The organism is Robiginitalea sp. SC105 (genome assembly GCF_014243345.1).
Classification (GTDB): domain Bacteria; phylum Bacteroidota; class Bacteroidia; order Flavobacteriales; family Flavobacteriaceae; genus Robiginitalea.
In genome coordinates this window covers 488,978-513,337 of the sequence record NZ_JACLZF010000001.1, presented here as the reverse complement: position 1 = coordinate 513,337, position 24,360 = coordinate 488,978, and the positions used below count along the sequence as shown (strand labels likewise).

Below are 24,360 nucleotides of genomic sequence, written 5' to 3'. Positions count from 1 at the left end.
ATCTCTGAAAAAACGACTGGAATGAAGAATTACCTGGGCCTGGTGTTGCTCCTGCCTGGTGTGCCGGCGGCAGCTTTACGATTGAAAACGATGATTTGGTCCTGCGCTACGACTGCGATGGCATGGAGCCGGTAGCCCTCAATGAGGACGGGGCCATTACCTATCAGCTGGTGTATTACAGGGATTATTTCATCGTAACCCCTACAAGCGGCCCGGTTTGCATTGAAGGCTGCAGCTACAAGTACCTTAGGGACTGACTCCTGCTTCCATTAGACCTGTGCGCCCGGCGGGGATCGCCGGGCATTTTTTGGTATCTTACTGTCAACAAAACCACCCCGACCCTGTGCCTGCCTGGCCGGGTCGATGGCGTTAATTGGCATTGACCATGAAAGTAACCCTTATCAGCATCCCGGTCCGCGACCAGGAAAAAGCGGCAAAATTTTATACGGAAATCCTGGGGTTCGTCAAAAAGAAGGACATCCCGATGGAGGGTGGGAACAGGTGGTTGACGCTGGTGTCCAAAGAAGCCCCGGAAGGCCCCGAACTGTTGTTGGAACCTGCCCCCCTCCACTTTGAACCGTCCAAAGTCTATCAGGATGCCCTGATGGAGTCCGGGATCCCCTACACCCAATTCGATGTGGACAGCGTGGATGCGGAGTACGAACGACTCACCGGCCTTGGCGTGAAATTCAGTATAAAGCCCACGGAAATGGGAGAGGTAAAGTTCGCCGTGTTCAACGACACCTGCGGGAATAATATCCAGTTGGTGGAGGAGCTGTATAAGTAATCCTTGTACTGTTGCAGGCGGGGTACACCTTTCTTATCTTGTACCGTATGCAGGCAGAGGAAAGACCGGAATTGGATTACGACATCATCATCGTGGGGGCGGGGATCTCCGGCATTGGCACGGCATACTGGCTGCAGGAAAAATGCCCGGAAAAGCGTTATGTGATCCTCGAGTCCCGCGAACGTATCGGGGGCACCTGGGACCTGTTCCGCTATCCGGGGATTCGCTCGGACTCGGATATGTTTACTTTCGGCTATCGATTCAAACCGTGGGAGAACCCGCAATCCCTTTCGGATGGGGCCCATATCCGGGAATACCTGAACGAAACGGCCCGGGAGAACGGAATCGACCGCAAGATAAAATTCGGATACAAGGTGCTTGCTGCTGACTGGTCCTGGGAAGACCAGTGCTGGAGGCTGGAGGTAATTCATGGGGGTGAGGCGTCCGTCCTGTATACCAGGTTCCTGTATATGTGCACCGGTTATTACAGCTATGAGGAAGCGTACCGCCCCCCTTTCAAAGGGGAGGAATCCTTTGGGGGGCCAATCATCCACCCCCAGTTCTGGCCCCGTGAACTGGATTATTCCGGAAAAAGAATGTTGGTAATCGGCAGTGGGGCCACCGCGGTAACCCTGGTGCCCACCCTGGCCGAAAAGGCGGCTCATGTAACCATGGTACAGCGGTCTCCCACCTATATCATGAAGTTGCCCAACCGCAACGGCCTCTACGAAAGCTTCCGCAAATGGCTTCCCCTGCGCACGGCCTACCGCCTGACCCGCTGGCGGAACCTGATGCTCACCATGGGGCTTTACGGGTTTTCAAGGACCTTCCCGGAACGAATGAAACGCCTGCTCCTGAAAGGGGCCTCAAAGGAGCTTCCGGAAGGCTATCCGGTGGAAATGCACTTCAGTCCCAGCTATAATCCATGGGACCAGCGGCTCTGTGTGATCCCGGACGGGGACCTCTTCAAGGCCATCAAAAGGGGGCAGGCCGATGTGGTCACCGGCGAAATTTCCCATTTTGGGAAAGAGGGCATTCAAATGGCGGACGGCACCAATCTTCAGGCAGACATCATCGTGACGGCCACGGGGCTCAAAATGAAACTACTGGGGGGCGCCCGCGTTACCGTTGGAGGCAGGCCCGTCGACACACATCAGGTCATGGTCTACAAAGGGATGATGATGAGCGGGGTGCCAAATTTTGCGCTCGCCTTCGGCTATACCAACAACTCCTGGACATTGAAGACCGACCTTACCGCCAACCTGGTCTGCCGGATCCTGAACTATATGGATCGCAAAGGCTACCGGGTGGTCGTACCCGAGGTCCCGTCAGACATCCGCGAAGAGGAATTCCTGCCACTGGAATCCGGATACATGAAACGCGCGAGACACATCCTTCCTAAAAATGGCTCCCGGCGCCCCTGGCGGGTTTACCAGAACTACCTGATGGACATGTTGCTGACGCGCTTCGGCAGGGTCAGGGACCGCCACCTCAGGTACGCGTCATAGAATCAACATTCAGAACACTATCCTCTCCATGGATCCTGTCCGGATTTATCCATCCGACATAATCCCGGACACCCCTTTTATGGATTCGCGCTAGGTTTACCTCAACCAACGAAGCAATTGTTTCATAAAAGACCATACCGATGAAAAAACAGGATTTTAAAGACAAGGTAGTTTGGATCACCGGCGCCTCTTCCGGGATCGGGGCCTCCCTGGCCCTGCAGCTCAACGAACTGGGCGCAACAGTTATCGCCTCGGCCCGGCGGGCCGAAAAACTGGAGGAGTTAAAAGAAGCTGCCGCCCATCCCCTGAACTTCCTGACGGTCCCCCTGGATATTACGAAGGGCTCCTCCATCAACAAGGCCGTCGCGGAGGTCGGGAAGCTGGACCGCCTGGACCTGGTGATCCATAACGCCGGGATCGCCCAGAAAGGGTTGGTCACCGAGAACAACATGGACATTGACCGGCGCATCATGGAAACCAATTATTTCGGCACGGTTGCCCTGACCAAGGCCATCATGCCCCTCTACCTGAAACAGGGCCACGGGGGCTTTTCCGTGGTATCCAGCTTCGCCGGGGTCATGGGGATCCCAGGCAGGTCCGCCTATGCCGCCTCCAAACACGCACTTCATGGCTTCTTCGAGTCCCTGGAGGCCGAAAACATCGGATGCCGCCTCCGGGTGAGCTATGTGGTCCCCGGCTTTATCAATACGGAGATCACCGCCAAGGGGCTCTGCGGGGACGGCAAAGCTTATGGCCGGGTGGAAACCTCCCACCGGCTGGGGATGTCGGCCTGCCAGTGTGCACGGGGCATCATCCGGGGCCTGGAAAAGGGGAAACGGCAGATCGTAGTGGGGAAAATCGAGGTGTACCTGATGGGGGTCAACCGGATTTCCCCGGCACTGGGCCGGTACATCATCCGGAACCACCCCATGCGGAAAATGAGGAAGCTCAAATCCCTTTTTGCCCGCAAGGCCCATCCGGGGCACCAACCCCTTGCAGAACCCCGGTTGTCCGGCAGAACTGCCCAAATGGAGGCGGGACAGGCATGAAGCCACTTCCTGTGTCTTTTCCTGCGCCTTTTAAGCTCGATTAGCTAGCCCTGGAACTGCGGCATTCCCCAAATTTTCACTAATATTAGGTATGCCGGAAAACAGTTTTGATGCGATCGTTATCGGGTCGGGGATATCCGGGGGCTGGGCGGCCAAGGAGCTATGCGAGAAAGGCCTCAGGACCCTTGTCCTGGAACGCGGGCGCAATGTAGAACACCTGAAGGATTACCCGACCTGGGACAAGCACCCGTGGGAATTCCGCCACCGGGGCCGGATGACCCGGGAGTTCCGGGAAGAAAACCCGCTGATATCCAAGGCAGCGGGGTTCGGGGAGGACACCGCCCATTTCTTTATCCGCGATGCGGACCATCCCTATGTACAGCAGCGCCCCTTTGACTGGATCCGCGGTTACCAGGTAGGGGGGAAATCCCTCACCTGGGGGCGGGCCTGCCAGCGATGGAGCGACTATGAATTCAAGGCGCCGGGGCGTTTCGGATACGGCATCCCCTGGCCCATCGAATACCGGGAAATTGCCCCCTGGTATTCGCATGTCGAAAAATTTATCGGAGTTTGTGGCAACCGGGACGGGCTGGAATCCATGCCCGACGGGGAATTCCTGCCCCCTTTTGAACTGAATTGCGTGGAATCTCACCTGCAGGAGGTCCTGAAAACCCAATTTGGCCGCCACCTGGTGCAGGGCCGCTGGGCCCAGCTGAGCGAACCCGAACCGATCCACCTGGAGCAGGGCAGGGGCAAGTGCCAGTGCCGCAACCTCTGTATGCGGGGCTGCCCTTTCGGGGGGTATTTCAGCTCGGTGACCTCCACACTGCCCTGGGGGGAAAAAACCGGCAACCTCACCCTCAGGCCGCATTCGGTGGTGCATTCCATCCTCTATGACGAAAGCACCGGCCGCGCTTCCGGGGTCCGGGTGATCGACGCCCGTACCCGGGAGGAAATGACGTTTACGGCCCGGGTTATTTTCGTGAATGCGTCGGCCCTGAATACCAACCTCATCCTGCTCAATTCCCGGTCGGCCCGCTTCCCCAACGGCCTTGGGAACGACAATGGCCTGATGGGCAAATATATCGGGTTCCACATTTACCGGGGGTGGGCCAACGGTAGGATCGATGGCTTTGAAGACCGCTACGTCTATGGGAAAAACCCTGCCGAATGCATCATCGCCAACTACCGGAACCTCGGGGAGCAGGACACGGACTTCCTTGGGGGCTACACCATCTTCTCGGGGGGCTACCGGGTGCGGAGGGAGGTAGCGCCGGACGATGTGCCGCGCATGGGCGCCGCTTTCAAAGAGAAGCTCACTCAGGCGGGGAACTGGTATATTTATATGTACATGCAGGGGGAGACGCTGCCCAAGGAAAACAACAGGGTCTACCTGAGCCCGACGGAAACCGACCCCTTCGGAATCCCGCAGTTGGTAACCGATGTGGGGTACGACGAAAACGACGAAAAGATGGTGGCCGATTTCCTCCGGGAGAGCCGGGCGATGCTCGAAAAGGCCGGGTGCACGGAAATTGTCACCGAAGACAACAAACAGGCGCCGGGCCTGGACATCCACGAGATGGGGGGTGTCCGGATGGGCCACGACCCGGAGACCTCCCTGCTGAACCCGTACAACCAGTTGCACGCCTGCCAGAATGTATTTGTCACGGACGGAGCCTGCATGACCAGCACGGGCAACCAAAGCCCTTCCATCCTGTACATGGCGCTTACCGCGAGGGCGGCGGATTACGCGGCCGAACAAGTCAAAAACGGAAACCTCTGAATATGAATACATCGGACAAACAAGTTGGCGTGGGCCTGATCGGATCCCGGTTTATTTCCAGCATCCACGCAGAAGCCATCAAAAAAGTAGCCAGTGCCCGGTTGGTGGCCGTGATGTCCCCAACCCCGGGGAATGCCCGGGAGTTTGCCAAAGCGCACAACATCCCGAACCACTTCACGCGCGTGGAGGACCTGCTGGCCCTGGAGGCGGTGGACATGGTGGTGGTAGGCGCCCCCAACCACCTGCATTGCGAACTCACCTGCAAGGCTGCGGAGGCCGGGAAACACGTGGTGGTGGAAAAACCCCTGGCGATGAACCTGGAAGAGGCAGACCGGATGATCGACACCTGCCGCAAACACGGGGTGAAACTCATGTATGCCGAAGAGCTCTGTTTTACCCCGAAATATGTGCGGCTCAAGGCGCTGCTGGACGAAGGGGCCCTGGGCAGGCCGGTACTGCTCAAACAATCCGAAAAACACGACGGCCCCCATGCCGACCACTTCTGGGATGTGGATCGTTCCGGGGGCGGGGTCACCATGGATATGGGTTGCCACGCCTTCCAGTTCTTCCGGTGGCTCAACGGGAACAACCCGGTAAAATCCGTATATGCCCAGATGGCGACCAGCGTCCACACGGATAAGACCCGGGGCGACGACAATGCCATTATCATCCTGGAATTCGAAAACGGGGTACTGGCCGTAGCCGAGGAGAGCTGGACCAAACTGGGGGGGATGGATGACCGGGCGGAAATCCACGGTTCGGAAGGGGTGGCCTATGCGGATGTGCTGCAGGGGAATTCCATACAGACCTACAGTTCCAAAGGGGTAGGCTATGCGGTGGAAAAGGCCGGCAATACCGTGGGATGGAGCTATACCATGTACGAGGAAATCTGGAATTACGGCTTCCCCCAGGAGTTCGAACACTTTGTGGACTGTGTGCTGCACGACCAAACGCCCCTGGTTACCGGGGAGGATGGCCGTGCCGTGCTGGAGATTATCTATGCCGCCTATCAGTCCGCAGGCAGCGGGAAAAAGGTATTCCTGCCCTTTTCCCCCAAGGCCGACAAACCCTATAAACTCTGGAAACCCTGAACCATGGAACGACGCGAAGCCCTTCAGCTAACCACTGCACTGCTCGGGACTACCCTGGTGGGCAGCAGCGTATTCCTGGGGTCCTGTTCCCGCCCGGACAGGAAGCAGGCCGCCCTGACCGATGCGGATATCCCGCTGCTGGGCGCCATGAGCGACATCATCTTGCCGAAAACGGAAAGCTCCCCCGGCGCAGCGGAAGCCGGGGTAGGGCAGTTTATCAAAGACATGGTGACCGAATGCTACAGCCTGGAGGAGGAGACGCGCTTTGAAACAGGGCTGAGGGAATTGGAGGCCCGTGTGCAGGCAGAATTCGGGACCCCTTTTACGGATCTGGAACCAAAGGACCGGACTTCGGTACTCACCCGGCTGGATTCCGAAGCGCGTGATACAGATATGGCCGGGGAGCCGCACTTTTACAACATGCTGCTCCAGCTGACCCTCTGGGGATACTTTACCTCTGAAGCCGGCGCCACGCTCGCGCTTCGCTATAACCCTACCCCGGGGCGCTACGAGGGGTGCATCCCTTATAAACCCGGGGACAAAGCCTGGGCCTGAGCCAAATAACCGGAAGCCGGGCATTTATCACCTAATTGGCTGCACGCTCATAGAAATACAAATCCTATCCTGTCAAATCCGACAGGGTCAAAGTGTTAATATTAATAGCAGTTGAGCGGATTAAAATTGTATCTTACTAAGATCACTAAATGCTAATCCATTACTAAACCAACCAAACACTATGGCCAGCGGAAATATGAAATTCCAGGTTAAAAGCAGCACCCAGTACCTCAACATCCTGGACGGGAGCAACGCGAACGGGTCCCTTGCAGGGCAAAGCCCCAACCCGAATTCCAATCAATTTTTATGGCAGGTAAGCCCCGACCCGGATGCACCGGGCTACTTCAAAATCCAGGTGCAGACCCCCGGCAAGCAGTGGCTGAACATCCTCAACCTGGGCATGAATAACGGGGACCTGGCCTGCCAGGGGAACAACCCCACGACCGATAATTTCCGCTGGCAATTCGAGGAATCCGCTGCGAACCCCGGGTATTACCTGATCAAAGTAAAGCATAGCCAGCAGTACCTGAACATCCTTGGTGGCGGCGGGCAACCCGGGACGCACGCCTGCCAGGGGAACAACCCCACAACGAATAATTTCCTGTGGACGGTCCCGGCCAAGGCCGTGAAAATAAGCATGCAGCTGGATTGCGCCAACATCCTGCAGCAACCCGAGGGACCCTTGTCGGAACAGGCGGCAGATGCCTGGGTCTCCTTTTCCGATGACAACGGGGGCGGAAAGGAAGGCCCGCACCAAACTTCCTTCAAGACCGATGTGTACAACGGCAGCCAGGTTACCTGGGACGCCAGCCCACTCCCCGGAACACAAGGTAATTATGGCGTTTCAGTAGACGACATCGATTATGAAAGCAACAGTGACGACAATATCTTTTCCAGCACGGACGTGAAGGGTAGCAGCGGTAAGGTGACGGCGTATGTTTTGCCTACCGCCCCTGTATTGCCGGGCAATGCGGATAACGAATCCTACACAATCGTGTTTACCATTACCCCGAATGGAGGAACTGCCAAAAGATATAGCGTGGACCCGAAACTTCGTGTGAACCCGTCAAACTGAAACAATTCCGGCCGGCGTGATGATTCTACTACGGAGGCTTGTTTTCTGCATATTGTTGTTCCCGGGCACCATGGGGTTTTGCCAGGACCAGCGGAAGGCCGATAGTCTGCTGCTCCTGTTGCGAGAATACCCCGAAGCGGAGCAGGATACCATTCTGTATTGGTTATCCAATATTTCCTTTAACCATACCAACCCGGACAGTTCGCTGTATTATGCCCGCCTGATTGTTGACCGGACGGACGACCCGGTCTATTTGTATCAGGCTGCTTACAACGAGGGGGTTGTCCATCGCCTGCAGGGAAACCTGGACAAATCGCTCGAAGCATTTTTCAATAGCCTGGAATACGCCTCCCGGAGTGGGGAGATCCGAAAGGAAGGGACAGCATTTCTGGCGATTGGTGACGTCTATTCGGTTTCCGGAGCCCACCAGAATTCGACCACCTATTATTCCCGGGCCGTTAATATACTCCGGGAGGTTGGGGACACCGAGAACCTTGCAATAGCACTCTTCAACCTTGGGGACGAGTACCTGAAACAGGATAGCCTGGAAGAGGCCGGCAATTCCTTTGAACAGGCCGGGGCGCTTTTCGAAAACCTGGGGTATACGTCCGGACTGGCTTATGTGATCGGCAACATGGGGATCATCCGTGCCGGTCAGGGGAAGGATTCTTTGGCGGCGGAAAACCTGAACAGGGCCATAGGCATCCTTGAGGAACAGGAAGATTACTACGCCATTTCGGATTACCTGCCCTACCTTGCGGACATCTACCTGGAACAGGGCGATCCTGAAAGAGCGCTCTCATACGCCCGGCGCAGCCTGGAGCTGGCCAAGGAACTCGGGCTGAAGGAACAAATCAGCCTGGCCAACCAGAAACTTTCGGAACTATACGAGCAGCTGGGAAACACGGATGCCTCCCTTCGGCACTATAAGGCCTATGTCGCCTATCGGGACAGCGTGAATAACCTGGAGTCCATGCAGCAGATGGCAGACCTGCGGACGAATTTCGAGGTGTCCCAGAAACAGGCCGAGGTAGACCTGCTCAACCAGGAAAAGCGGACCCAGCGCATCGTGGTGATCGCCACGGGGGTTGCCCTGTTCCTCATCCTGGTCCTCGCCGTGGTGTTGTTCCGCCGCAACAGGTTTATCCGGGAGACCAACCGGATCATCGAAAAGGAAAAGCAGCGCTCCGATTCCCTGCTCCTGAACATCCTTCCCGAGGAAACGGCGGAAGAGCTGAAGGAAAAAGGCAAAGTACAGGCTAAAAAATTCGAGTCGGTCAGCATCCTGTTCACCGATTTCAAGGGGTTTACCAGTTTTGCCGAGAAGATGTCCCCGGAAGCCCTGGTGGAAAAGGTGGATTATTACTTTTCGCATTTCGACGGGATCATCGAAAAGCACGGACTGGAAAAGATCAAGACCATAGGGGATGCCTATATGTGTGCCGGGGGCCTGCCTTTTGCGCTGGAAGACCATGCCCGCAAGACCGTGGAGGCGGCCCGGGAGATTGCCGAATTTGTGAGGGAGGCCGCGGATTCCCTGCCCGAGGGCCAGCCGCGGTTTGACATCCGCATCGGGATCAATACCGGGCCCGTTGTGGCCGGGGTGGTGGGGACCAAGAAATTTGCCTACGATATCTGGGGGGATGCGGTGAATATAGCTTCCCGCATGGAATCCAATTCCGAACCCGGACGCATCAATATATCCGAGGACACCTACAAGCTCGTCAGGGAAGATTTCGAATGCGAATACCGCGGGATCATCGAGGTAAAAAACCGCGGGAAGCTCAAGATGTATTTTGTCAACTGAGGGACTCGCAGCCCGCGTGGCCTGGGCGGAGAAGCTTCCCGATATTGCCTAGGCCCCGATACTGACTTCCTGGTCGATGATGGCGATTACGCTGTCTATATGGTCGAGGATACCCTGGGACTGCGTATTGATCAGGGATAACCAGCTGATGATAAAGGCCAGGTAACTTTCGAACTCCATGGAACCCCTGAGTACTTCCGGGCTTACCGCATGCGGGGAGAAGCCTATTTCTTCGTTGACTATTTTAGGGGATGCAAGTAATATGGGGTTGATTACCCGGTTTTGGATCCGGGTATTGATAATGTTCCTCCCGTTGTAGTTTTTGTAGAGGAAGGGCCGGAACTGGTTGTGGTTAAAACTGTTATACATGTCTTCATCCTCCTTGAAATCCTCTATCATGGCATTCCAGATGGAAAGTTTGTCGTTGAGCGACTCGTTCCGGATCAGGGTCAGCTTGTCGGTGGACGTCAATTGATTCAGGACGCCCAGGGAAGGATCAAAGGTGTAAACCGGCAGGGCAATGGCCAGGAGGCTGTCTACCCGCGAAGCCGGCATTTCCCCGGTTTCCCCGTCGATAAAACGCATCAGCTCCCGGGCAGATGCCAATGCCCGGCTCCTCATTTCGATCTTCTGCACCATTTGCGCCCGGTTGTCCAGGAACTCGTTTTTAAGCCGCTCCATGAATACGCGCCCCTCCTCCCTTTCCGCCCGTTGGGTGTTCCAGTTATCTACCTGCAGGGCAAGCAGGATCCCGATAATCACAATAAAGATCTCGCCAATTACATAGAAGAGGTACCTGCTGAACCTGTTTTCAGCGGCCAGCTTTTTTCTGTTATCCCTGAAAAAATGGAGCATAGGGCAAATGGGCTGTTACTCCCTTTAAGATACGGAATAAATTGATTGGTGTTCCCGACAGCCTGAACAGAAAACCAGCTGGCCCGGGGCTGCCGCCGGCTGGGACATGTGCTGTCCGGGAGAAAAGATCAGCGCACCACCCGGTGTTTCCCCACCGGATTCAGGGAATTGGTCACGCCGTTTTGGATCGCCGTAAGGATATAATTGGCCAGGCCTTCCTGCTGGTCGCGTTCCATGTCTATTTCCCCGATGATCAGCCTTCCTGCCCGGTTGGGGTTGGAACGCTTGAGGACCAAATTGGAAATCCAGGAAATCGTTTTGCTTTTGGAATTATCCCGTTTCAGGAAGGCAACTTCCAGATCCTCATACCGCATGGTCAGGCTTCCTTTCAGTTGCCGGGACGTTCCGTAAGCCTGGAAGTCCATCTGGTTCAACTTCCCTCCCCGGAATTCCATGCCTATGGCGGGGTAGACGGCCGGGTTGAAGGAATTCAGGGCGGAACTCCCGGGGGTATACCCCTGGAGGAAAAACCCGTCCGTGGCATAGGGTATTTGCACCTCGATCCGCATGGGCACTTTCCCCATGACGTCCAGGGAGGCTGTGATTTTCAGGGAGTCCGTGCTGTTACGGGCCTCCGGGCCGGTATAAATATTGTAAACGGTTGCATGCAGGTTGTCCATCCCCGCATTCAGGAGTTTACCGCTTTCCGGCAGGCGGATCTTATTTTGCATCGCCCCGTTGTGCACTGTGACCGAATCGATGCGCATGGGCAGCTGCATGCCCGAGAAGGCTTCCACGGGCATGGGGATGTACCGTCCCGCCTTATAGGGTTTGAACCTGTCGCGGTACACTTCTCCCTGGAAGCTGTCTACCGCTACGGAGGCCACGTTGATGAACCCGTCCCGGATCAGTTGGTCCGGCTTGAAACCCTTTACCCGGACCTGCCCGATCCGGGTGTTGAAGATCTGGTAGGAATAGGGGTGCCTGCGGTCGAATTCCTCGGGGGTGGCTTCCGGCGTAATCGAGAAGTTGTCCACCTGTACGGAACCATCCCCATACCGATAGGTGAAATGGTCGTACCGGAGGTTGTATAAGCCGTTCACCAGGGAATATTCCTGGTCGTGCATCTCCATGACGAGATTCGTCAGGTCGGGGACAAACCGGCCGGAATTCACCCCTTCTTTCCGGGACATGTCCAGGCCATTGAGCGATGCCTGGTTACCGCTTAACCGCGCCAGGGTATCTCCGGTTTCCGGTTCCAGGAGCAGCAGGGCAAAGTGGTTCACCCCGATATGGTCCAGGGAGATTTCCCTTAGACCCGGCAACCGGATGGAATCCAGGGCAGCCCGGGAACTGTCCTGGCCGGTCCTTTCCCGGGGCGGTTTTTTATAGATGCTGAACGTCAGGGTGTCGATTTCTATGGAAGCCACGCTCAACCAATCGTCCATGAGCAGTCGGGTAAGTCCCACCCCGCTCACGGTAACGCTTCCAATCCGCAGCCCGCCCCTGTTGCCCTGGCTGTCTGCGGCTTCCCTTGGGACCACCTGGAGCCCGGTAAGTTGGAGTCGCGTTTTGAAGAGGTTCAGGTGGAGGTCCTGGTAGTCAAACACATATTTGGAGGAGTCGTCGTGGATTTCAAGTTTTTCCTGCAGGTAGTTGTCCAGGGCCCGTTCGGCAACCGGGTTGGCGATAGCCACTAAAACTACCAGGACGATCAGCACCAAACCGCTTATTTTAAGTGTTTTTCCGTAGCGCATAGTTGGTCATTACGCCTGCCTTAGGCAGGCCTGTGTTAATTTTATTTGTTTCCTTCCTTTAATCCGGGGCCGTAGACCGCCCTGCCCGGAAGGGCCCCGGTATGTTCGCCCCGGTCCAGCACCTGGGCGCCGTTCACGAATACATGCACCATGCCCGTGGCAAATTGCTGCGGGTCTTCAAAGGTGGCATTATCGCGGATTTCATCCGGGTCAAAAAGGGCCAAGTCTGCGTAGTAGCCGGTTTTCAGGGCCCCGCGTTTGTCGATCCGCAGGTTGGTGGCCGGCAGGGTGGTGAGCTTGTGGATGGCCTCCTCCAGGGGGATCACTTGTTCGTCCCGTACGTATTTCCCCAGCAGGCGCGCAAAATTACCGTAGGCCCTCGGGTGGGTGCTCGATTTCAGGAAAACGCCTTCCGGGGCCTGGGACCCCGCATCGGAGCCAAAGCTCATCCAGGGGAGGGCAATCTGCCGTTTCACATTGTCTTCGGACATCAGGAAATAAACAGTGCCCACCCGGCTGCCGTCCTGTACCACCAGGTCCATGGCCGTTTCCTCCGGGGATTGCCCCCGCATGCGGGCCACCTCTGCCAGGGTCTTGCCGGTCAGGTATTTCAGGGAGTCGTTCTTAAAACCTACCAACAGGAGGTTTTCGGCAGATCCTGCGGCCTCGTACAGGTTTTCCCAGTCAGCGGCCCGGGTTTTCATTTCCCGGGCCACACGGGCCCGGATCTGCGGGTCCTGCAGGCGTTTGGCCCACTGTTCATACCCCCCCTCCTGTACCCAGGGGGGCATGGAGGCATCCAGGCCGGTGGCCCCGGCCGTATAGTTGTACATGTCGGCGGTGATCTCCAGACCTGCTGCGCGGGCTGAATCGATCTTTGCGATTACCGCATCCAGCTTGCCCCAGTTGGACTGTCCCCCCTGCTTCAGGTGGTATACCTCCGCCCGGATGCCGGCCTGGTTGGCTATCTCCAGCAGCTCGTCCAGGCTTTCCAGGAGCTTTTCCCCCTCGCTGCGCATGTGGGAGATATACATGCCGTTGTACCGGGCCGCCACCTTGCAAAGCGCAATGAGTTCCTCAGTACTGGAATAGAAGGCCGGGGCGTAGATCAGGGAGGAGCCCACGCCCAGGGCGCCGTCTTCCATGGCCTGCTGAACCAGCAGTTGCATCGAGTCCAGTTCCTGTTCCGTAGGGGGGCGGTCCTCATAGCCCACCTGGTGGACCCTCAGGGTGGTGGCACCCACAAAGGAGGCCACGTTCGGGGAAATGCCTTTGTGCTCCAGGTAGTCGAGGAATTCCCGCAGGGTGGTCCACTCCACGGGGAAGGTGATGTCCCCCTGGTCCTGTTGCATCTGCTCCTTCATCTTCGGGTTGAGCGGCCCCATGGACATGCCCTCCCCAAAGACTTCCAGGGTCACCCCCTGGCGGATATCGCTCTGGGATTTGCCGTTTTCCAACAGGGAAATGGGCGCCCAGCTGAGCATGTTGATAAACCCCGGGGCCACCACCAGCCCGGTGGCGTCGATTTCAGTCAGGCCGCGCGCATCACCCAGGTCGCCGATGGCCGCGATCGTATCCGCGTTGATGCCCACCGAACCTATGTAGGCCGGCGAACCCGACCCGTCTGCTATCTGCCCGTTCCGGATCAATACGTCATAGGTGACCGGGGAGGCACACCCCCAGAGCAGGGCGCAGGCCAGCAGGAAATAAAAAAGTCTCAGGTGGGGATGGGTTGGCAGGGTCATCCGCATGGCTTACCGGTATTTTATCAGGGTTTCCTCCACGGCTTTTTCCGAAGCCTCCCCCCGCATGGCCTTTTCGATCAGGTCCCGCACCATGGGGTCCACGTCATTGTCCAGCACCCCCAGTTTGGAGGCAAAACTCTTGCAGAGCACCAGCTCCCGCTCGTCGATGCGGTCGTCCACCAGCATCACGGTGACCAGGTCGTACAGGTGCTCGATGCGTTCCCTGCGGGATTTCGGGGTCTTGTCGGTGACGGATTCCGGGTTTTTGATGATGGCGGTAACCTCCGATCCCGGCATGTGGAATTTTTCGGCCAGGCGGATCAGCAGTTCCACTTCCTCGCTTTCCACATCCCCGTCCGCCCGGGCCACCGCGTAGAGGTGCTTGAAATGGCTGCGAAGCACTTTCTTGTCGTAGCTTTCGAATAGTTGACGTAATCCCATACCTGAATCGATAAATGAGTTAAACAATAGCGGGGGAGCCGTTTAAAGATAGCCAAAAGGGCGGAACTTGCCACTTCCTGGAGTTCGGCGGATGAAGATTTTATTTTGCGATGCCCGCCCTGGGGAAGATCCGGCAGGTCACGCGTAGATCTCCGCGATTTCCCGGGCGTATTTTTTCCGGATGGACCGCCGCTTGAGCTTGAGGGTAGGGGTGAGTTCGGCCTCAGAACCATCTTCGTACAGGGGGAGCCACTGGTTCGGGACCAACCGGAATTTTTTGATCTGTTCAATATGGGAAAACTCCGGGTTGTACCGGTCGATGAGTTTCTGGTACCGCGCGATTACCCGCTCCTCGCAGATCATCTCCTGCAGGGAGGTCCAGGGGATATTTTTCTTCCGGCACCAGTTCTTAAGGGCTTCTTCTGCGGGGACGATCAGGGCGGATACGAACTTTTGTTTATCGCCCACCACCATGATCTGCTCCACCAGGAAATCTTCCCGGAAGCGGTTTTCAATCGGCGCAGGTGCCACATACTTGCCACCGGAGGTTTTCAGCAACTCCTTTTTGCGGTCGGTGATTTTGAGATATTCCAGGCCGCCTGGTCCAGGGACCATTTTCCCGATGTCCCCGGTCCGGAACCACCGCTTGCCGTCCAGTTCCACGAAAACCTGGTCGTTTATTTCCTGTTTTTTGTAGTAGCCCTGCATGATATTGGGGCCCCGTGCCAGGATTTCCCCTTCGCCCGGGCCATAATCCCCTGCGGTTTCATCGATATAAAGCTCCACCCCGGATACCGTGGGGCCGACGGTCCCCAGCAGGACGCCGTCCGTTTCCAGCCTGTTAAAGGTCAGGACCGGGGAGGTTTCCGTAAGGCCGTAGCCTTCCCGTAATTGGATCCCGGCCGCACAGAAGGCCCGCAGGATCTTGACCGGGCAGGGGGCAGACCCCGTATAGACAACGCGGATGTTCCCCCCGAGGGCGGCCCGCCACTTACTAAAAACCAGCCGGTCCGCAAGCCCCCATTTCAGGTGGTCCGCAAATGTCCGTTTTGCCTGGGGGTCGTAGTTGTCTGCCAGGCCGAGCGCCCAGAAAAACAGCTTCTTTTTGACCCCTTTCAGGGCCAGCCCCTTGTTGAAGATGGCTTCGTATATTTTTTCGAGCAGCCGGGGGACCGAAGTAAACCCGACCGGTTGGACCGAAGCGAGGTCACCAGCCGGCCCGGGGAGGTTGTCCGTGCCACAATGGTAAATGGACGCCCCTTTGTAAATGTACATGAACGTCACGGCCCTTTCATAGATATGGCACATGGGCAGGAAACTCAGCACGCGTTCCCCGGGTTGGGTATCCATCAGGTCGCCGGTTGAAGTCCTCCCGTGCATGATATTGCCATGGGTGAGCATGACCCCCTTCGGGTTCCCGGTAGTCCCCGAGGTATAGATGATGGTCACCAGGTCTTCCGGGCCGATGCCCTTTTTGATCTCCGCCACCTCCTCCTTTCGGGACGCGTCAAAGATGTCTTCCCAGTAGGGTCGCCCTTCCTGTCGGTCGAAGGTATAGATATGGGTGAGGGTCGGGACCTCTTTACGGGCACTGTCTAATTTGTCGTATAGGTCCAGGCCCCCGCAAAAGGCGGCCCGCACCTCGGCCTCATTCAGTATGTACGTGTATTCTCTTATGCTTATCGTAGGATACAGGGGGATGCTGACCATGCCGGCCATCTGGATGGCAAAATCCATTATCAGCCATTCCGGGCGGTTTTTATAGGATACCAGCGCCACCTTGTCGCCCGGGGACAGCCCCATTTTCAGCAGCCCGGCCGCGGCGGTTTCGGCCATGTCGGCAATTTCCTGTGTACTGTACGATTTCCAGTTGCCGGATTCTTCCCGGACGCTGACGCAGGCCGTCTGCGGGTGTTGTTCCAACTGGTGCTGGAGGAGGTCAAAAAGTCGGGTCATGGTCGTTTGGTTGGCGGGGAACCAATGGAATATACGAAATATATCGGTCCGGCACCCCGGGAATTTCCCTATACCAGCATCAGGCTGATGAATTCGGCCACGCAGGCGGGTTTCTCGGACCCCTCCATTTCAAGTGTGCATGCCCAGGTAATCCGGACCCCCCCGGCCCCGTAGTCTTCGACCTCTTGTATCCCGCCAGTCAGCCGGAGGCGGCTGCCAACCGGGACCGGGCTGGGAAAGCGCACCTTGTTCAGGCCGTAATTGACGCCCATCCGGGCCTGGCGCACCCGGATGCATTCCCCCAGCAACCTGGAGATGAGGGACAAGGACAGGAAGCCATGGGCAATCGGTTTTTTATACGGGGATTCCCGGGCCGCGCGGTCCGGGTCCACATGGATCCACTGGAAATCCCCCGTGGCCCGGGCAAAATCATCGATCTGTTCCTGGGTGAGGGTCATCCAGGGGCTTGGCGGGAAGGGGTGCCCTTCCAGTTTTCGGAGGTCATCGAGATTGTCAAGATCCAAAAGGGCCATGGCGTTTAGGATTATCGGGATACAGCATTATCGGGAAGCTCCCCCGTCAATGGTGAGGCAGGTGCCTGTCACAAAGCGGGCTTCATCCGAGGCCAGGTACAGGTAGCCGTACGCGATATCAAGGGGTTCTGCCACCTGCCGGAGCGGGATGCTTTGGAGGATCGCCTCCAGGTGCTCCCCGGGGATTTGTTCGGTCATGTCGGTCCGCGTAAACCCGGGTGCCACCGCATTGGCCGTGATGCCGTACTTTCCGAGTTCCAGCGCCCAGGTTTTGCTCATGGCGATGACACCGGCCTTGGTTGCCGCGTAATTGGTCTGCCCGTAATTTCCCCGCAACCCCACATTGGATGCGGCACTGACTATCCGGCCGTAGCCCTGGGCTTTCATGTAGGGGATCACGGCCTGGGTGCACAGAAAAACGCCTTTCAGGTTCACCTCCACTACGGCGTCCCATTCGGCTTCGCTCATTTTTTCGGCAGTCCGGTCCCGGGTAATGCCGGCGTTGTTGATCAGGATGTCGATGCGGCCGTATTTTTCGTGCACCCCTGCCATGAGTTTGGTCAGGGCAGTTTTATCCGTTACCGATACTTCCAGGAATTCGGCCTGCCCGCCCCCTTCGGTAATGGCCCGTGCAACCTGCTTCCCGGCCGGCAATACATCCAGGATCACCACGGTGGCCCCCTCCCCGGCAAAAAGCTCCGAAACGGCCTGCCCGATCCCCCGGGCGCCGCCTGTCACTAATGCAATCTTGTTTTTAAGCCTCATGGGTATACGAATAAGCGGTTGCGTTTTCCTGCCTTGCAGGCGGGGTTGTAGTACCCGGCCCCTTTCCCGGCCATCATGCTTCCAGCACCTTTAAAACCAGTTTCCCGATTTTATCCCCCGTAAACAAGCGGTCAAAGGTTTCCGGGAAATTCTGGATGCCTTCGTACACGGTTTCCCGGCTTTTGAGTTTTCCCTCGGCCATCCAGCCCCCCAGGGCCCGGGCCGCCTCCGGGTAGCGATCCTCCCAGTCGAAGACCACCATCCCCTGCATGCTGGCCCGGTTGACCAGCAGGGAGAGGTAATTTTTGGGCCCCCGGACATTTTCCCGGTTGTTGTACTGGGAGATGGCGCCGCAGATGACCACCCGGGCATGGCGCCTCAGGAACAGCAATGCCGTATCCAGGATTTCCCCGCCCACATTGTCAAAATAGACATCCAGCCCCTTGGGGCATAATTCCTTCAGGCGTCCCGCCACAGACTCGTTCTTATAGTCGATGGCTGCGTCAAAACCCAGTTCCCTGGTGATGTAGTCGCATTTGTCGGCGCCCCCGGCAATGCCGATTGCCCGGCAGCCTTTGATTTTGGCAATCTGGCCTGCGACGCTTCCGACGGCCCCGGCCGCTCCGGATATCAGGACGGTATCCCCCTCCCGGGCTTTCCCCACATCCAGCAGCCCGAAATAGGCGGTCATCCCGGTCATGCCGAGTGCACCCAGGTAGGCGGTCAGGGGGGCCAGATCCGGGTCGACTTTGCGGTAACCCTTGCCGTCGGTAATGGTGTACAACTGTACGCCCCCGGTACCGGCCACATAATCCCCGGTGGCGAATTCCGGGTGGTTCCGGGCATCGATCACCCGGCCCACGGTGAGTGCCCGCATCACGGTGCCGGGCTCCATGGGTTCGATATAGGATTTCCCCGCGTTCATCCATCCCCTCATGGCAGGATCCAGGGAGACATAGTGCTGTTGCACCAGGATCTGGCCTTCCTCCAGGGGGGGTACGGGGTGCTGTTCCAGTTTCCAGGTATCTGCTCCGGCGCGCCCTTCGGGCCGCCTGGCGAAAATCAGTTGTTTGTTCATGGTGTGTCTTTTCTCATTAGTTTTTGTTATCCGGAAACCAGGAAACCTCCGTCGGCGGTATAGACGCCCCCGGTCATGTACGACCCGGCATCGGAAGCGAGCAATACGGCGGCCCCTGCCATTTCATCGGGTTCCGCAATCCGGCCCAGGGGGACGGAGCGGTTGTAGCCTTTAACCGTTTTTTCATCGGACCAGAGGCCTTCGCTGATCTTGGTGCGCACCAGTCCCGGGCAAAGTACATTGGCCCGGATCCCGTACGGGCCCCATTCACGCGCCTGGCTTTTGGTCAGCATGATCAGGGCCGCCTTGGACATACAGTACAGCCCCAGGCCGGTGCCCGGCCGGATCCCTCCCACGGAGGAAACGTTGATGATGCTGCCTTTTCCCTGCTTTTTCAGGTGGGGCAGCACCAGGTTGCAAAGCAGCCAGGGCGCTTTGGTATTCACGGCCATGACTTTGTCGAATACCGCCTCCTCCGACCCTTCAAGGGGCCCGAAAGCCGGGTTGATGCCGGCGTTGTTCACCAGGATGTCGATCCGGCCGAAGGCGTCCAGGGTTTTCCGCACGAGATTTTCCCGCTGCCCCGCATCTGCCACATGGCAGGCCACCGCCAGGGCTTCCAGCCCCTGCCCGTGGAAATCTTCGGCCACGGTATCCACGGCCGCCTGGTCCCGGCTGCTGACTACTACCCGGGCCCCCTGCCGGGCCAGCCCCAGAGCAATGGACCTGCCGATGCCCTTGCTGGAGCCGGTGACTATGGCCACTTTTCCGTTCAGGCCGAATGGGTTTGCATCGGGGTTTTCTTTGTTCATGGTAATGCGGTTTGCGGTTTTTTCATCGGGCTTCAGGCGAATAAGGTTCCCGGGGGTTTCAGGGTGATGTCCAGGTTGTTCATCAATACCTCGCGCAGGCCTGAAGTGCGCGGTAATTCATAGGTGAAATAATATTCCATGGTGTGTATTTTGCCCTCCAGGAAGCCTCCCGGATAGCCGGGGGCTTCGCGGTCCAGTGCCAGGCGTGCTTCCCGGGCCATGTCCAGCCACATCCAGCCAACTGCCATATTGCCCATGTACTCCATGAAAATTGAGGCATCTGCGAGAAATCGCTCAAAATCGCCTTTCCGGGCAATGGCCAGCAGGTGTTTTACCACGCCTTGCGCATCCTCCAGGGTAGCTTTCAGCTGGGCGGCGAAGGTTTTCAGGGAGGGAACCTCCGACGCCAGTGCGATACTCCTGGAAATTTCCCCGGACAATACGTCCATGGCCCTGCCCTGGTCCTGGGCCAGTTTCCGGCCCAGCAGGTCCTGGGCCTGGATTCCGGTGGTTCCCTCATAAATCGGGTAGATGCGGATGTCCCGGTAGTATTGCTGCAGGACAAAATCCGAGCAAAACCCATAGCCGCCAAGCACCTGTAAGCCATTGCTGACGGCAACCACACCCATCTCGGAGGGGTAGGTCTTGGCGATGGGCGTCAATACGTCCAACAGTGTTTGGTAATTCTGCCTCAGGGCTTCATCCGGGTGCGACCTGGCGAGGTCCTGGTACCTGGCGGCCAGCAATACGAGGCTCAGCGACCCTTCGGCCACCGATTTTTGAAGCAGCAGCATGCGTTTGACATCCGGATGGTTAATGATCAGAGTCTGCTCCTGGGAGAGATCTTTTTTGCCGTCCCTGGTTAGGCGCCTGCCCTGAGGCCGTTCCCCGGCATAGGCGAGGGAAGCCTGGTAGGCAGCCATGGTGATTGCCGCCGCACCGCGACCCACGCCGATACGGGCGCCATTCATCATCTGGAACATGTAAGCCAGCCCTTTGTTGGGGTCCCCCACCAGCCAGCCCCGGCAATCCCCTTCATCCCCGAAGGACAGGTGGGCAGTGGAAAAGCCTTTCTGGCCCATTTTCTGAAAATCCCCCACCGTGGTAACATCGTTGGCCTGCAGCTTTCCGTCAGGCCCGGGCCGCTTCTTGGGGACCACAAAGAGGGAGATGCCTTTGGTGCCGGCCGGCGCCCCCTTGATCCTTGCCAGTACCAGGTGCACGATATTTTCGACTCCCTGGTAATCGCCGCCTGAGATAAAGATTTTCTGCCCGGAGATGGCGTAATAATCCCCGGAGGGTTCCGCGGCAGTCGTGATATCCGAAAGGGAACTCCCGGCCTGCGGTTCTGTCAGGCACATGGTACCCCCCCAGTTTCCGGCGATCATCGGGGGGATGTAGGTTGCTTTCAACGGGCTGCTCGCATAGGTTGCCAGGAGTTCTGTACAACCCTGTATGAGGCCGATGTATCCCATCAGGTGATTGTTGGCGGCATCCTGGATATAATTGGAAGCCGTCACCACCATCCCGGGCAGTTGCATGCCCCCTTCCGCTTCATCCAGATGGGCCGACAGCAAGCCCAATTCGGCCCCTTTACGGACATAGGTCCCCACCTGCGGGTGGACGCGGATCTCCCCGTCCGCGTAATGGGCCGGTTCGGCGTCCGTTTCCCTGAAATACGGATAGAGCTCCTTGTCCGAAAAATCCCTGACCGCATCCAGAAACAGCTCCATGCTGGCCCGGTCGAATTGGTCATAACCCGGTTGGCGAAGCACTTCCTCCAGGCCGTGCACTTCGTATAACAGGTATTTAAGCGTTCGCATGTCGAGATAACCGGAAGTCATGCCAGAAGGTTTGGTTTAATGCTGCCCATTCGGCAACAATCATTATATAAAAGGACCACAAAAGGGTGGCGCAACAGGGAGCCGGGGAAGTACTGCCGTCAGTAAGATACTCAATCTTTGGTTACTACGGGATATCCGCTTTTAACCGGATTCCCATGGTAAACGGCAGCTCCCTGGGAAAGTAGCATTTCCAGTCATCACAGGCCTGGTAGGTCAGAATGCCGGATACTGCATATTCTCCGGCAATGACGCCAGCCTCGATTTGCAGGGGGACCCGGACCGGCAACAAACCGGAATACACCTGCAGGACCGTTTCCGTTCCTAGCAGGGGGAAAGGTTCTGCAGGCGGGAAAACAGGGGGACTGTTTGCTATGCCCTCAGGCCATTGGAAGATAAGTTCCGTAGGAATGAGCAATGGGTCTTCGGGCCTGTGCGACTGTATATGGTAACCGGCTTCCACTTCGAACTCCAGCAGGATTTCCGCTTTGGCGCGATTTATTTCCCGGGAAGCATCTATTACCCGGACCCATTGCCGGGTTTGTGCCCGGAGCAATGAGGTGGAAACAAGCAAAAACAGCAGTACCCTGCTAATTTGAAGCGAGGAGTTCATCGAGCCTTGCCTTTAGGGCAATCAGTTTTGCATCGAAGTTCCGGCTGTCCAGCAAAGACATAAACCGGATCCTGCCTTCCGGATCTACCAGGAGGTTGGAAGCAAGCATTACCTCATCCCTGGCAAGGTCCGGGAGCACGTCCTCAGGGGCGAAGCTGGCCGCGACCGTTCCGTCCCGGTCCAGCAGGACCGGGAAGGTAAACCCGAATTTGTCCTGAAGCTTTTCACGGACCAGCTCCGGGGGCTCCTTGACGTCGATAAGCAGGACCTTTACGTTCTTTTCCGCATACTCCTGACTGAGTTGTTGCAGGTATGGCGCCTCGGCGTTGCAGAACGGGCACCAGGTGGCAGCTATGTGGATCACCACATAACTTCCGTCATAGCCCTCAATGTCCACAGCCTGCCCGTTCAGGTCGTTGAGAACAAAGGCCGGGACCTCCCCGTAGTCCCCGACGGGGTCCTGGGCGGACAGGGGCCCTGAGGCCAGTAACAGGCCCAGCGCAAAAATCCACTTTTTCATGATGTTAATTGGTTAAGGCTTAAAAAGATACGAAATTCGGGTGGTTTTTTTACCGGGTGCACGATTATTTTACGACCCGGGAGGGTACAATCCGGATTCCGGGGGGTAAAAAATCACTATCTTTTTGGTAGGCAAACTTTTACGGATTAGTCCCATGTCCCGAAGAGCAGGTATCCTGTATATATTCACCATTTTCCTGATGCTGACAGCCAGTGGGTTGTTCGCACAGGAGACCGGGTATTTCCGGGGAAGGCTTACAGATAGGGAAACAGGAGAACCCGTCGTGTTTGCCACAGTGCGAATCGCAGGCCTCAATAAGGGGGTGATTTCCAATGCGGATGGAGATTTCAGGATCCCCTACCGCCTGCTCCCAGCGAATGCGGTACTGGAAATCTCCTCCATGGGCTATGAATCCCTGAGGCTGGATGTATACCGCTATACGGAGGGACATATCCTTCCGATACGTATGCGGTCGCGGGTATTCGCGCTGACGGAGGCCGTGGTCTCTGCAGACCGGAAACGCCTGTCTGCCAGGGCGATCGTGCGCAGGGCCATTCGGGCAATCCCCCGTAATTACCCGCAAGAACCGTATTCCCTTATCGGCTACTACCGCGACTACCAACGGGATTCCGTGGGGTATCTCAACCTGAACGAGGCGATACTTGAAGTCTTCGATCTGGGTTTTGGCCAGACAGACAGCGCCACTACCAGGGAACTGGTTTACGCCCTGGAGGAAAACAGGGATTTCCGGCGGGACACACTGGCCCTGCAGGCCTATGACTATATCACCAGGCGTAAGGTCATTCGCCGCGCCTACCTGGCCGGATATGGCGGTAATGAATTCCGGATACTCCGGGTGCACGACCCCATCCGGAATTACCGAATCAATTCCTTTGATTTTGTCAATGTGCTTGAGGATGACTTCCTGTCCCACCATTCCTTCCATCTGGAAGATCCGGTATATCTTGGGGACAAGCTCCTCTACCGGATAAATTTTGTGCGTAGGGACCCCGGCTACCTCGCCTCGGGAAACATATACATCTCCCGGGGAAATTTTGCCATCCACAAGTTGGAATACACCATTCATACCAACCTCAGGGACCCGGAAGGTGGTGCCCGAAGCTGGAAACCCCAGGACTTCCGGGACCTCGTATTCAACCTGTCGCTCGAATACAGGGAGCAGGAAGGCCAGATGTTCCTGAACTACATCTCCTTCCGAAACACCTTTGAGGTAGCGCTGCCCCCTGAATTTAAACTGGTTGAGACCGTAGTGGACCTGGATTGCCGGTGTATTGTGGTTACCTTCAACGTCCCCCCGGACCTGGCCAGCATACAGCGGCCGCGGGCGTTTAATTTCCGGTATAAAGGCAAGCCTTTGAAATTCAAGGAGATTATCCGCAAAAAGGAATCTGTGTACCTGATCCCGGCCCTGCAAGAGCTTGCCCTGGACGAACTCCTGCGGACCATGCGGGCCGCTGACATCCTGGACAACCCTAAAATCGGAGAACCCCGGGACCTCATGGAATTTGAGCTCGGGAAACTGGTGGATTTTCGCGGGAACCTCCTGGGTTACCAGGAGCGGCGGCCTTATGTCCAGTTCCGGGAATTCTTCACACAGCAATTGCATGTGGGGCGGAGAAGCCCGGCTAATGCTGCTTTCGCAAACCCGGACCGCCCCCTCTTTATGAGTGCGGTGCAGGCCAGTAACCGGCCGGTTTCGGACTACTGGCTTAACACGCCCCTGCAGACCATGGCAATCCCCAAAACACAGGTCCCCAAATAACCGGGG

General features: G+C 57.1%; 22 protein-coding genes. 10 read left to right on the top strand and 12 right to left on the bottom strand.

The genetic code is table 11. The features are described from left to right. The first annotated feature begins 95 nt into the window (after nucleotides 1–95). From H7F20_RS02265 to H7F20_RS02225, 9 genes are all read left to right on the top strand, one after another. On the top strand, nucleotides 96–257 hold the full coding sequence (locus H7F20_RS02265; protein WP_185784517.1) for a hypothetical protein: 162 nt from the start codon (nucleotides 96–98) through the stop codon (nucleotides 255–257). Nucleotides 258–385: 128 nt separating this feature from the next. Further along, the gene (locus H7F20_RS02260) at nucleotides 386–787 is read left to right on the top strand and encodes a VOC family protein (RefSeq protein ID WP_185784516.1); all 402 of its coding nucleotides are present in this window, start codon (nucleotides 386–388) and stop codon (nucleotides 785–787) included. A 47-nt stretch (nucleotides 788–834) separates the two neighbouring features. Continuing rightward, nucleotides 835–2,295: an NAD(P)/FAD-dependent oxidoreductase gene (locus H7F20_RS02255; protein WP_185784515.1), complete on the top strand. Its 1,461-nt coding sequence runs from the start codon at nucleotides 835–837 to the stop codon at nucleotides 2,293–2,295. A gap of 140 nt (nucleotides 2,296–2,435) precedes the next feature. Next, complete coding sequence (locus H7F20_RS02250; protein ID WP_185784514.1) at nucleotides 2,436–3,344, top strand: SDR family NAD(P)-dependent oxidoreductase; 909 nt, start codon at nucleotides 2,436–2,438, stop codon at nucleotides 3,342–3,344. 91 nt (nucleotides 3,345–3,435) lie between these two features. Further along, entirely contained in the window at nucleotides 3,436–5,127 is a 1,692-nt protein-coding gene (locus H7F20_RS02245) for a GMC oxidoreductase (protein WP_185784513.1), read from the top strand. Between the two features lie 2 nt (nucleotides 5,128–5,129). Then, nucleotides 5,130–6,218 (top strand): Gfo/Idh/MocA family protein, encoded by a 1,089-nt coding sequence (locus H7F20_RS02240; protein WP_185784512.1) that lies wholly within the window; start codon nucleotides 5,130–5,132, stop codon nucleotides 6,216–6,218. 3 nt (nucleotides 6,219–6,221) lie between these two features. Then, nucleotides 6,222–6,773 (top strand): gluconate 2-dehydrogenase subunit 3 family protein, encoded by a 552-nt coding sequence (locus H7F20_RS02235; protein WP_185784511.1) that lies wholly within the window; start codon nucleotides 6,222–6,224, stop codon nucleotides 6,771–6,773. A 181-nt stretch (nucleotides 6,774–6,954) separates the two neighbouring features. Next, nucleotides 6,955–7,848, top strand: a complete 894-nt coding sequence (locus H7F20_RS02230) for an RICIN domain-containing protein (RefSeq protein WP_185784510.1) — start codon at nucleotides 6,955–6,957, stop codon at nucleotides 7,846–7,848. Nucleotides 7,849–7,867: 19 nt separating this feature from the next. After that, nucleotides 7,868–9,655 carry an adenylate/guanylate cyclase domain-containing protein gene (locus tag H7F20_RS02225; protein ID WP_185785800.1) on the top strand — a complete coding sequence of 596 codons (1,788 nt, stop codon included), beginning with the start codon at nucleotides 7,868–7,870 and terminating at the stop codon, nucleotides 9,653–9,655. A gap of 48 nt (nucleotides 9,656–9,703) precedes the next feature. Here the strand turns inward: H7F20_RS02225 and H7F20_RS02220 are convergent, their stop codons facing one another. From H7F20_RS02220 to H7F20_RS02165, 12 genes are all read right to left on the bottom strand, one after another. Then, nucleotides 9,704–10,510 (bottom strand): DUF6090 family protein, encoded by an 807-nt coding sequence (locus H7F20_RS02220; RefSeq protein ID WP_185784509.1) that lies wholly within the window; start codon nucleotides 10,508–10,510, stop codon nucleotides 9,704–9,706. 128 nt (nucleotides 10,511–10,638) lie between these two features. Next, nucleotides 10,639–12,267, bottom strand: a complete 1,629-nt coding sequence (locus H7F20_RS02215; protein ID WP_185784508.1) for a hypothetical protein — start codon at nucleotides 12,265–12,267, stop codon at nucleotides 10,639–10,641. Nucleotides 12,268–12,308: 41 nt separating this feature from the next. Next, nucleotides 12,309–14,018 (bottom strand): amidohydrolase family protein, encoded by a 1,710-nt coding sequence (locus H7F20_RS02210; protein ID WP_255443953.1) that lies wholly within the window; start codon nucleotides 14,016–14,018, stop codon nucleotides 12,309–12,311. A gap of 3 nt (nucleotides 14,019–14,021) precedes the next feature. Continuing rightward, nucleotides 14,022–14,453 carry a hypothetical protein gene (locus tag H7F20_RS02205; RefSeq protein WP_185784507.1) on the bottom strand — a complete coding sequence of 144 codons (432 nt, stop codon included), beginning with the start codon at nucleotides 14,451–14,453 and terminating at the stop codon, nucleotides 14,022–14,024. A 138-nt stretch (nucleotides 14,454–14,591) separates the two neighbouring features. Beyond that, complete coding sequence (locus tag H7F20_RS02200) at nucleotides 14,592–16,409, bottom strand: long-chain fatty acid--CoA ligase (protein ID WP_185784506.1); 1,818 nt, start codon at nucleotides 16,407–16,409, stop codon at nucleotides 14,592–14,594. Nucleotides 16,410–16,477: 68 nt separating this feature from the next. Next, nucleotides 16,478–16,942 (bottom strand): MaoC family dehydratase, encoded by a 465-nt coding sequence (locus H7F20_RS02195; protein WP_185784505.1) that lies wholly within the window; start codon nucleotides 16,940–16,942, stop codon nucleotides 16,478–16,480. Between the two features lie 27 nt (nucleotides 16,943–16,969). Further along, nucleotides 16,970–17,707 carry a 3-oxoacyl-ACP reductase FabG gene (gene fabG, locus H7F20_RS02190; protein WP_185784504.1) on the bottom strand — a complete coding sequence of 246 codons (738 nt, stop codon included), beginning with the start codon at nucleotides 17,705–17,707 and terminating at the stop codon, nucleotides 16,970–16,972. Nucleotides 17,708–17,780: 73 nt separating this feature from the next. Then, nucleotides 17,781–18,785, bottom strand: a complete 1,005-nt coding sequence (locus H7F20_RS02185; protein WP_185784503.1) for an NADP-dependent oxidoreductase — start codon at nucleotides 18,783–18,785, stop codon at nucleotides 17,781–17,783. A 26-nt stretch (nucleotides 18,786–18,811) separates the two neighbouring features. Beyond that, complete coding sequence (locus H7F20_RS02180) at nucleotides 18,812–19,597, bottom strand: SDR family NAD(P)-dependent oxidoreductase (RefSeq protein ID WP_185784502.1); 786 nt, start codon at nucleotides 19,595–19,597, stop codon at nucleotides 18,812–18,814. Between the two features lie 32 nt (nucleotides 19,598–19,629). Beyond that, complete coding sequence (locus H7F20_RS02175) at nucleotides 19,630–21,441, bottom strand: acyl-CoA dehydrogenase (protein WP_185784501.1); 1,812 nt, start codon at nucleotides 21,439–21,441, stop codon at nucleotides 19,630–19,632. 124 nt (nucleotides 21,442–21,565) lie between these two features. Next, nucleotides 21,566–22,051, bottom strand: coding sequence for a protein-disulfide reductase DsbD domain-containing protein (locus H7F20_RS02170; RefSeq protein WP_185784500.1), 486 nt, complete (start codon nucleotides 22,049–22,051; stop codon nucleotides 21,566–21,568). Next, the gene (locus H7F20_RS02165) at nucleotides 22,029–22,571 is read right to left on the bottom strand and encodes a TlpA disulfide reductase family protein (RefSeq protein ID WP_185784499.1); all 543 of its coding nucleotides are present in this window, start codon (nucleotides 22,569–22,571) and stop codon (nucleotides 22,029–22,031) included. The genes H7F20_RS02170 and H7F20_RS02165 overlap by 23 nt, the downstream gene beginning before the upstream one ends. Before the next feature lie 154 nt (nucleotides 22,572–22,725). Between H7F20_RS02165 and H7F20_RS02160 the strand changes: the two genes are divergently transcribed. Beyond that, entirely contained in the window at nucleotides 22,726–24,354 is a 1,629-nt protein-coding gene (locus H7F20_RS02160; protein WP_185784498.1) for a carboxypeptidase-like regulatory domain-containing protein, read from the top strand. Nucleotides 24,355–24,360: the final 6 nt, after the last annotated feature.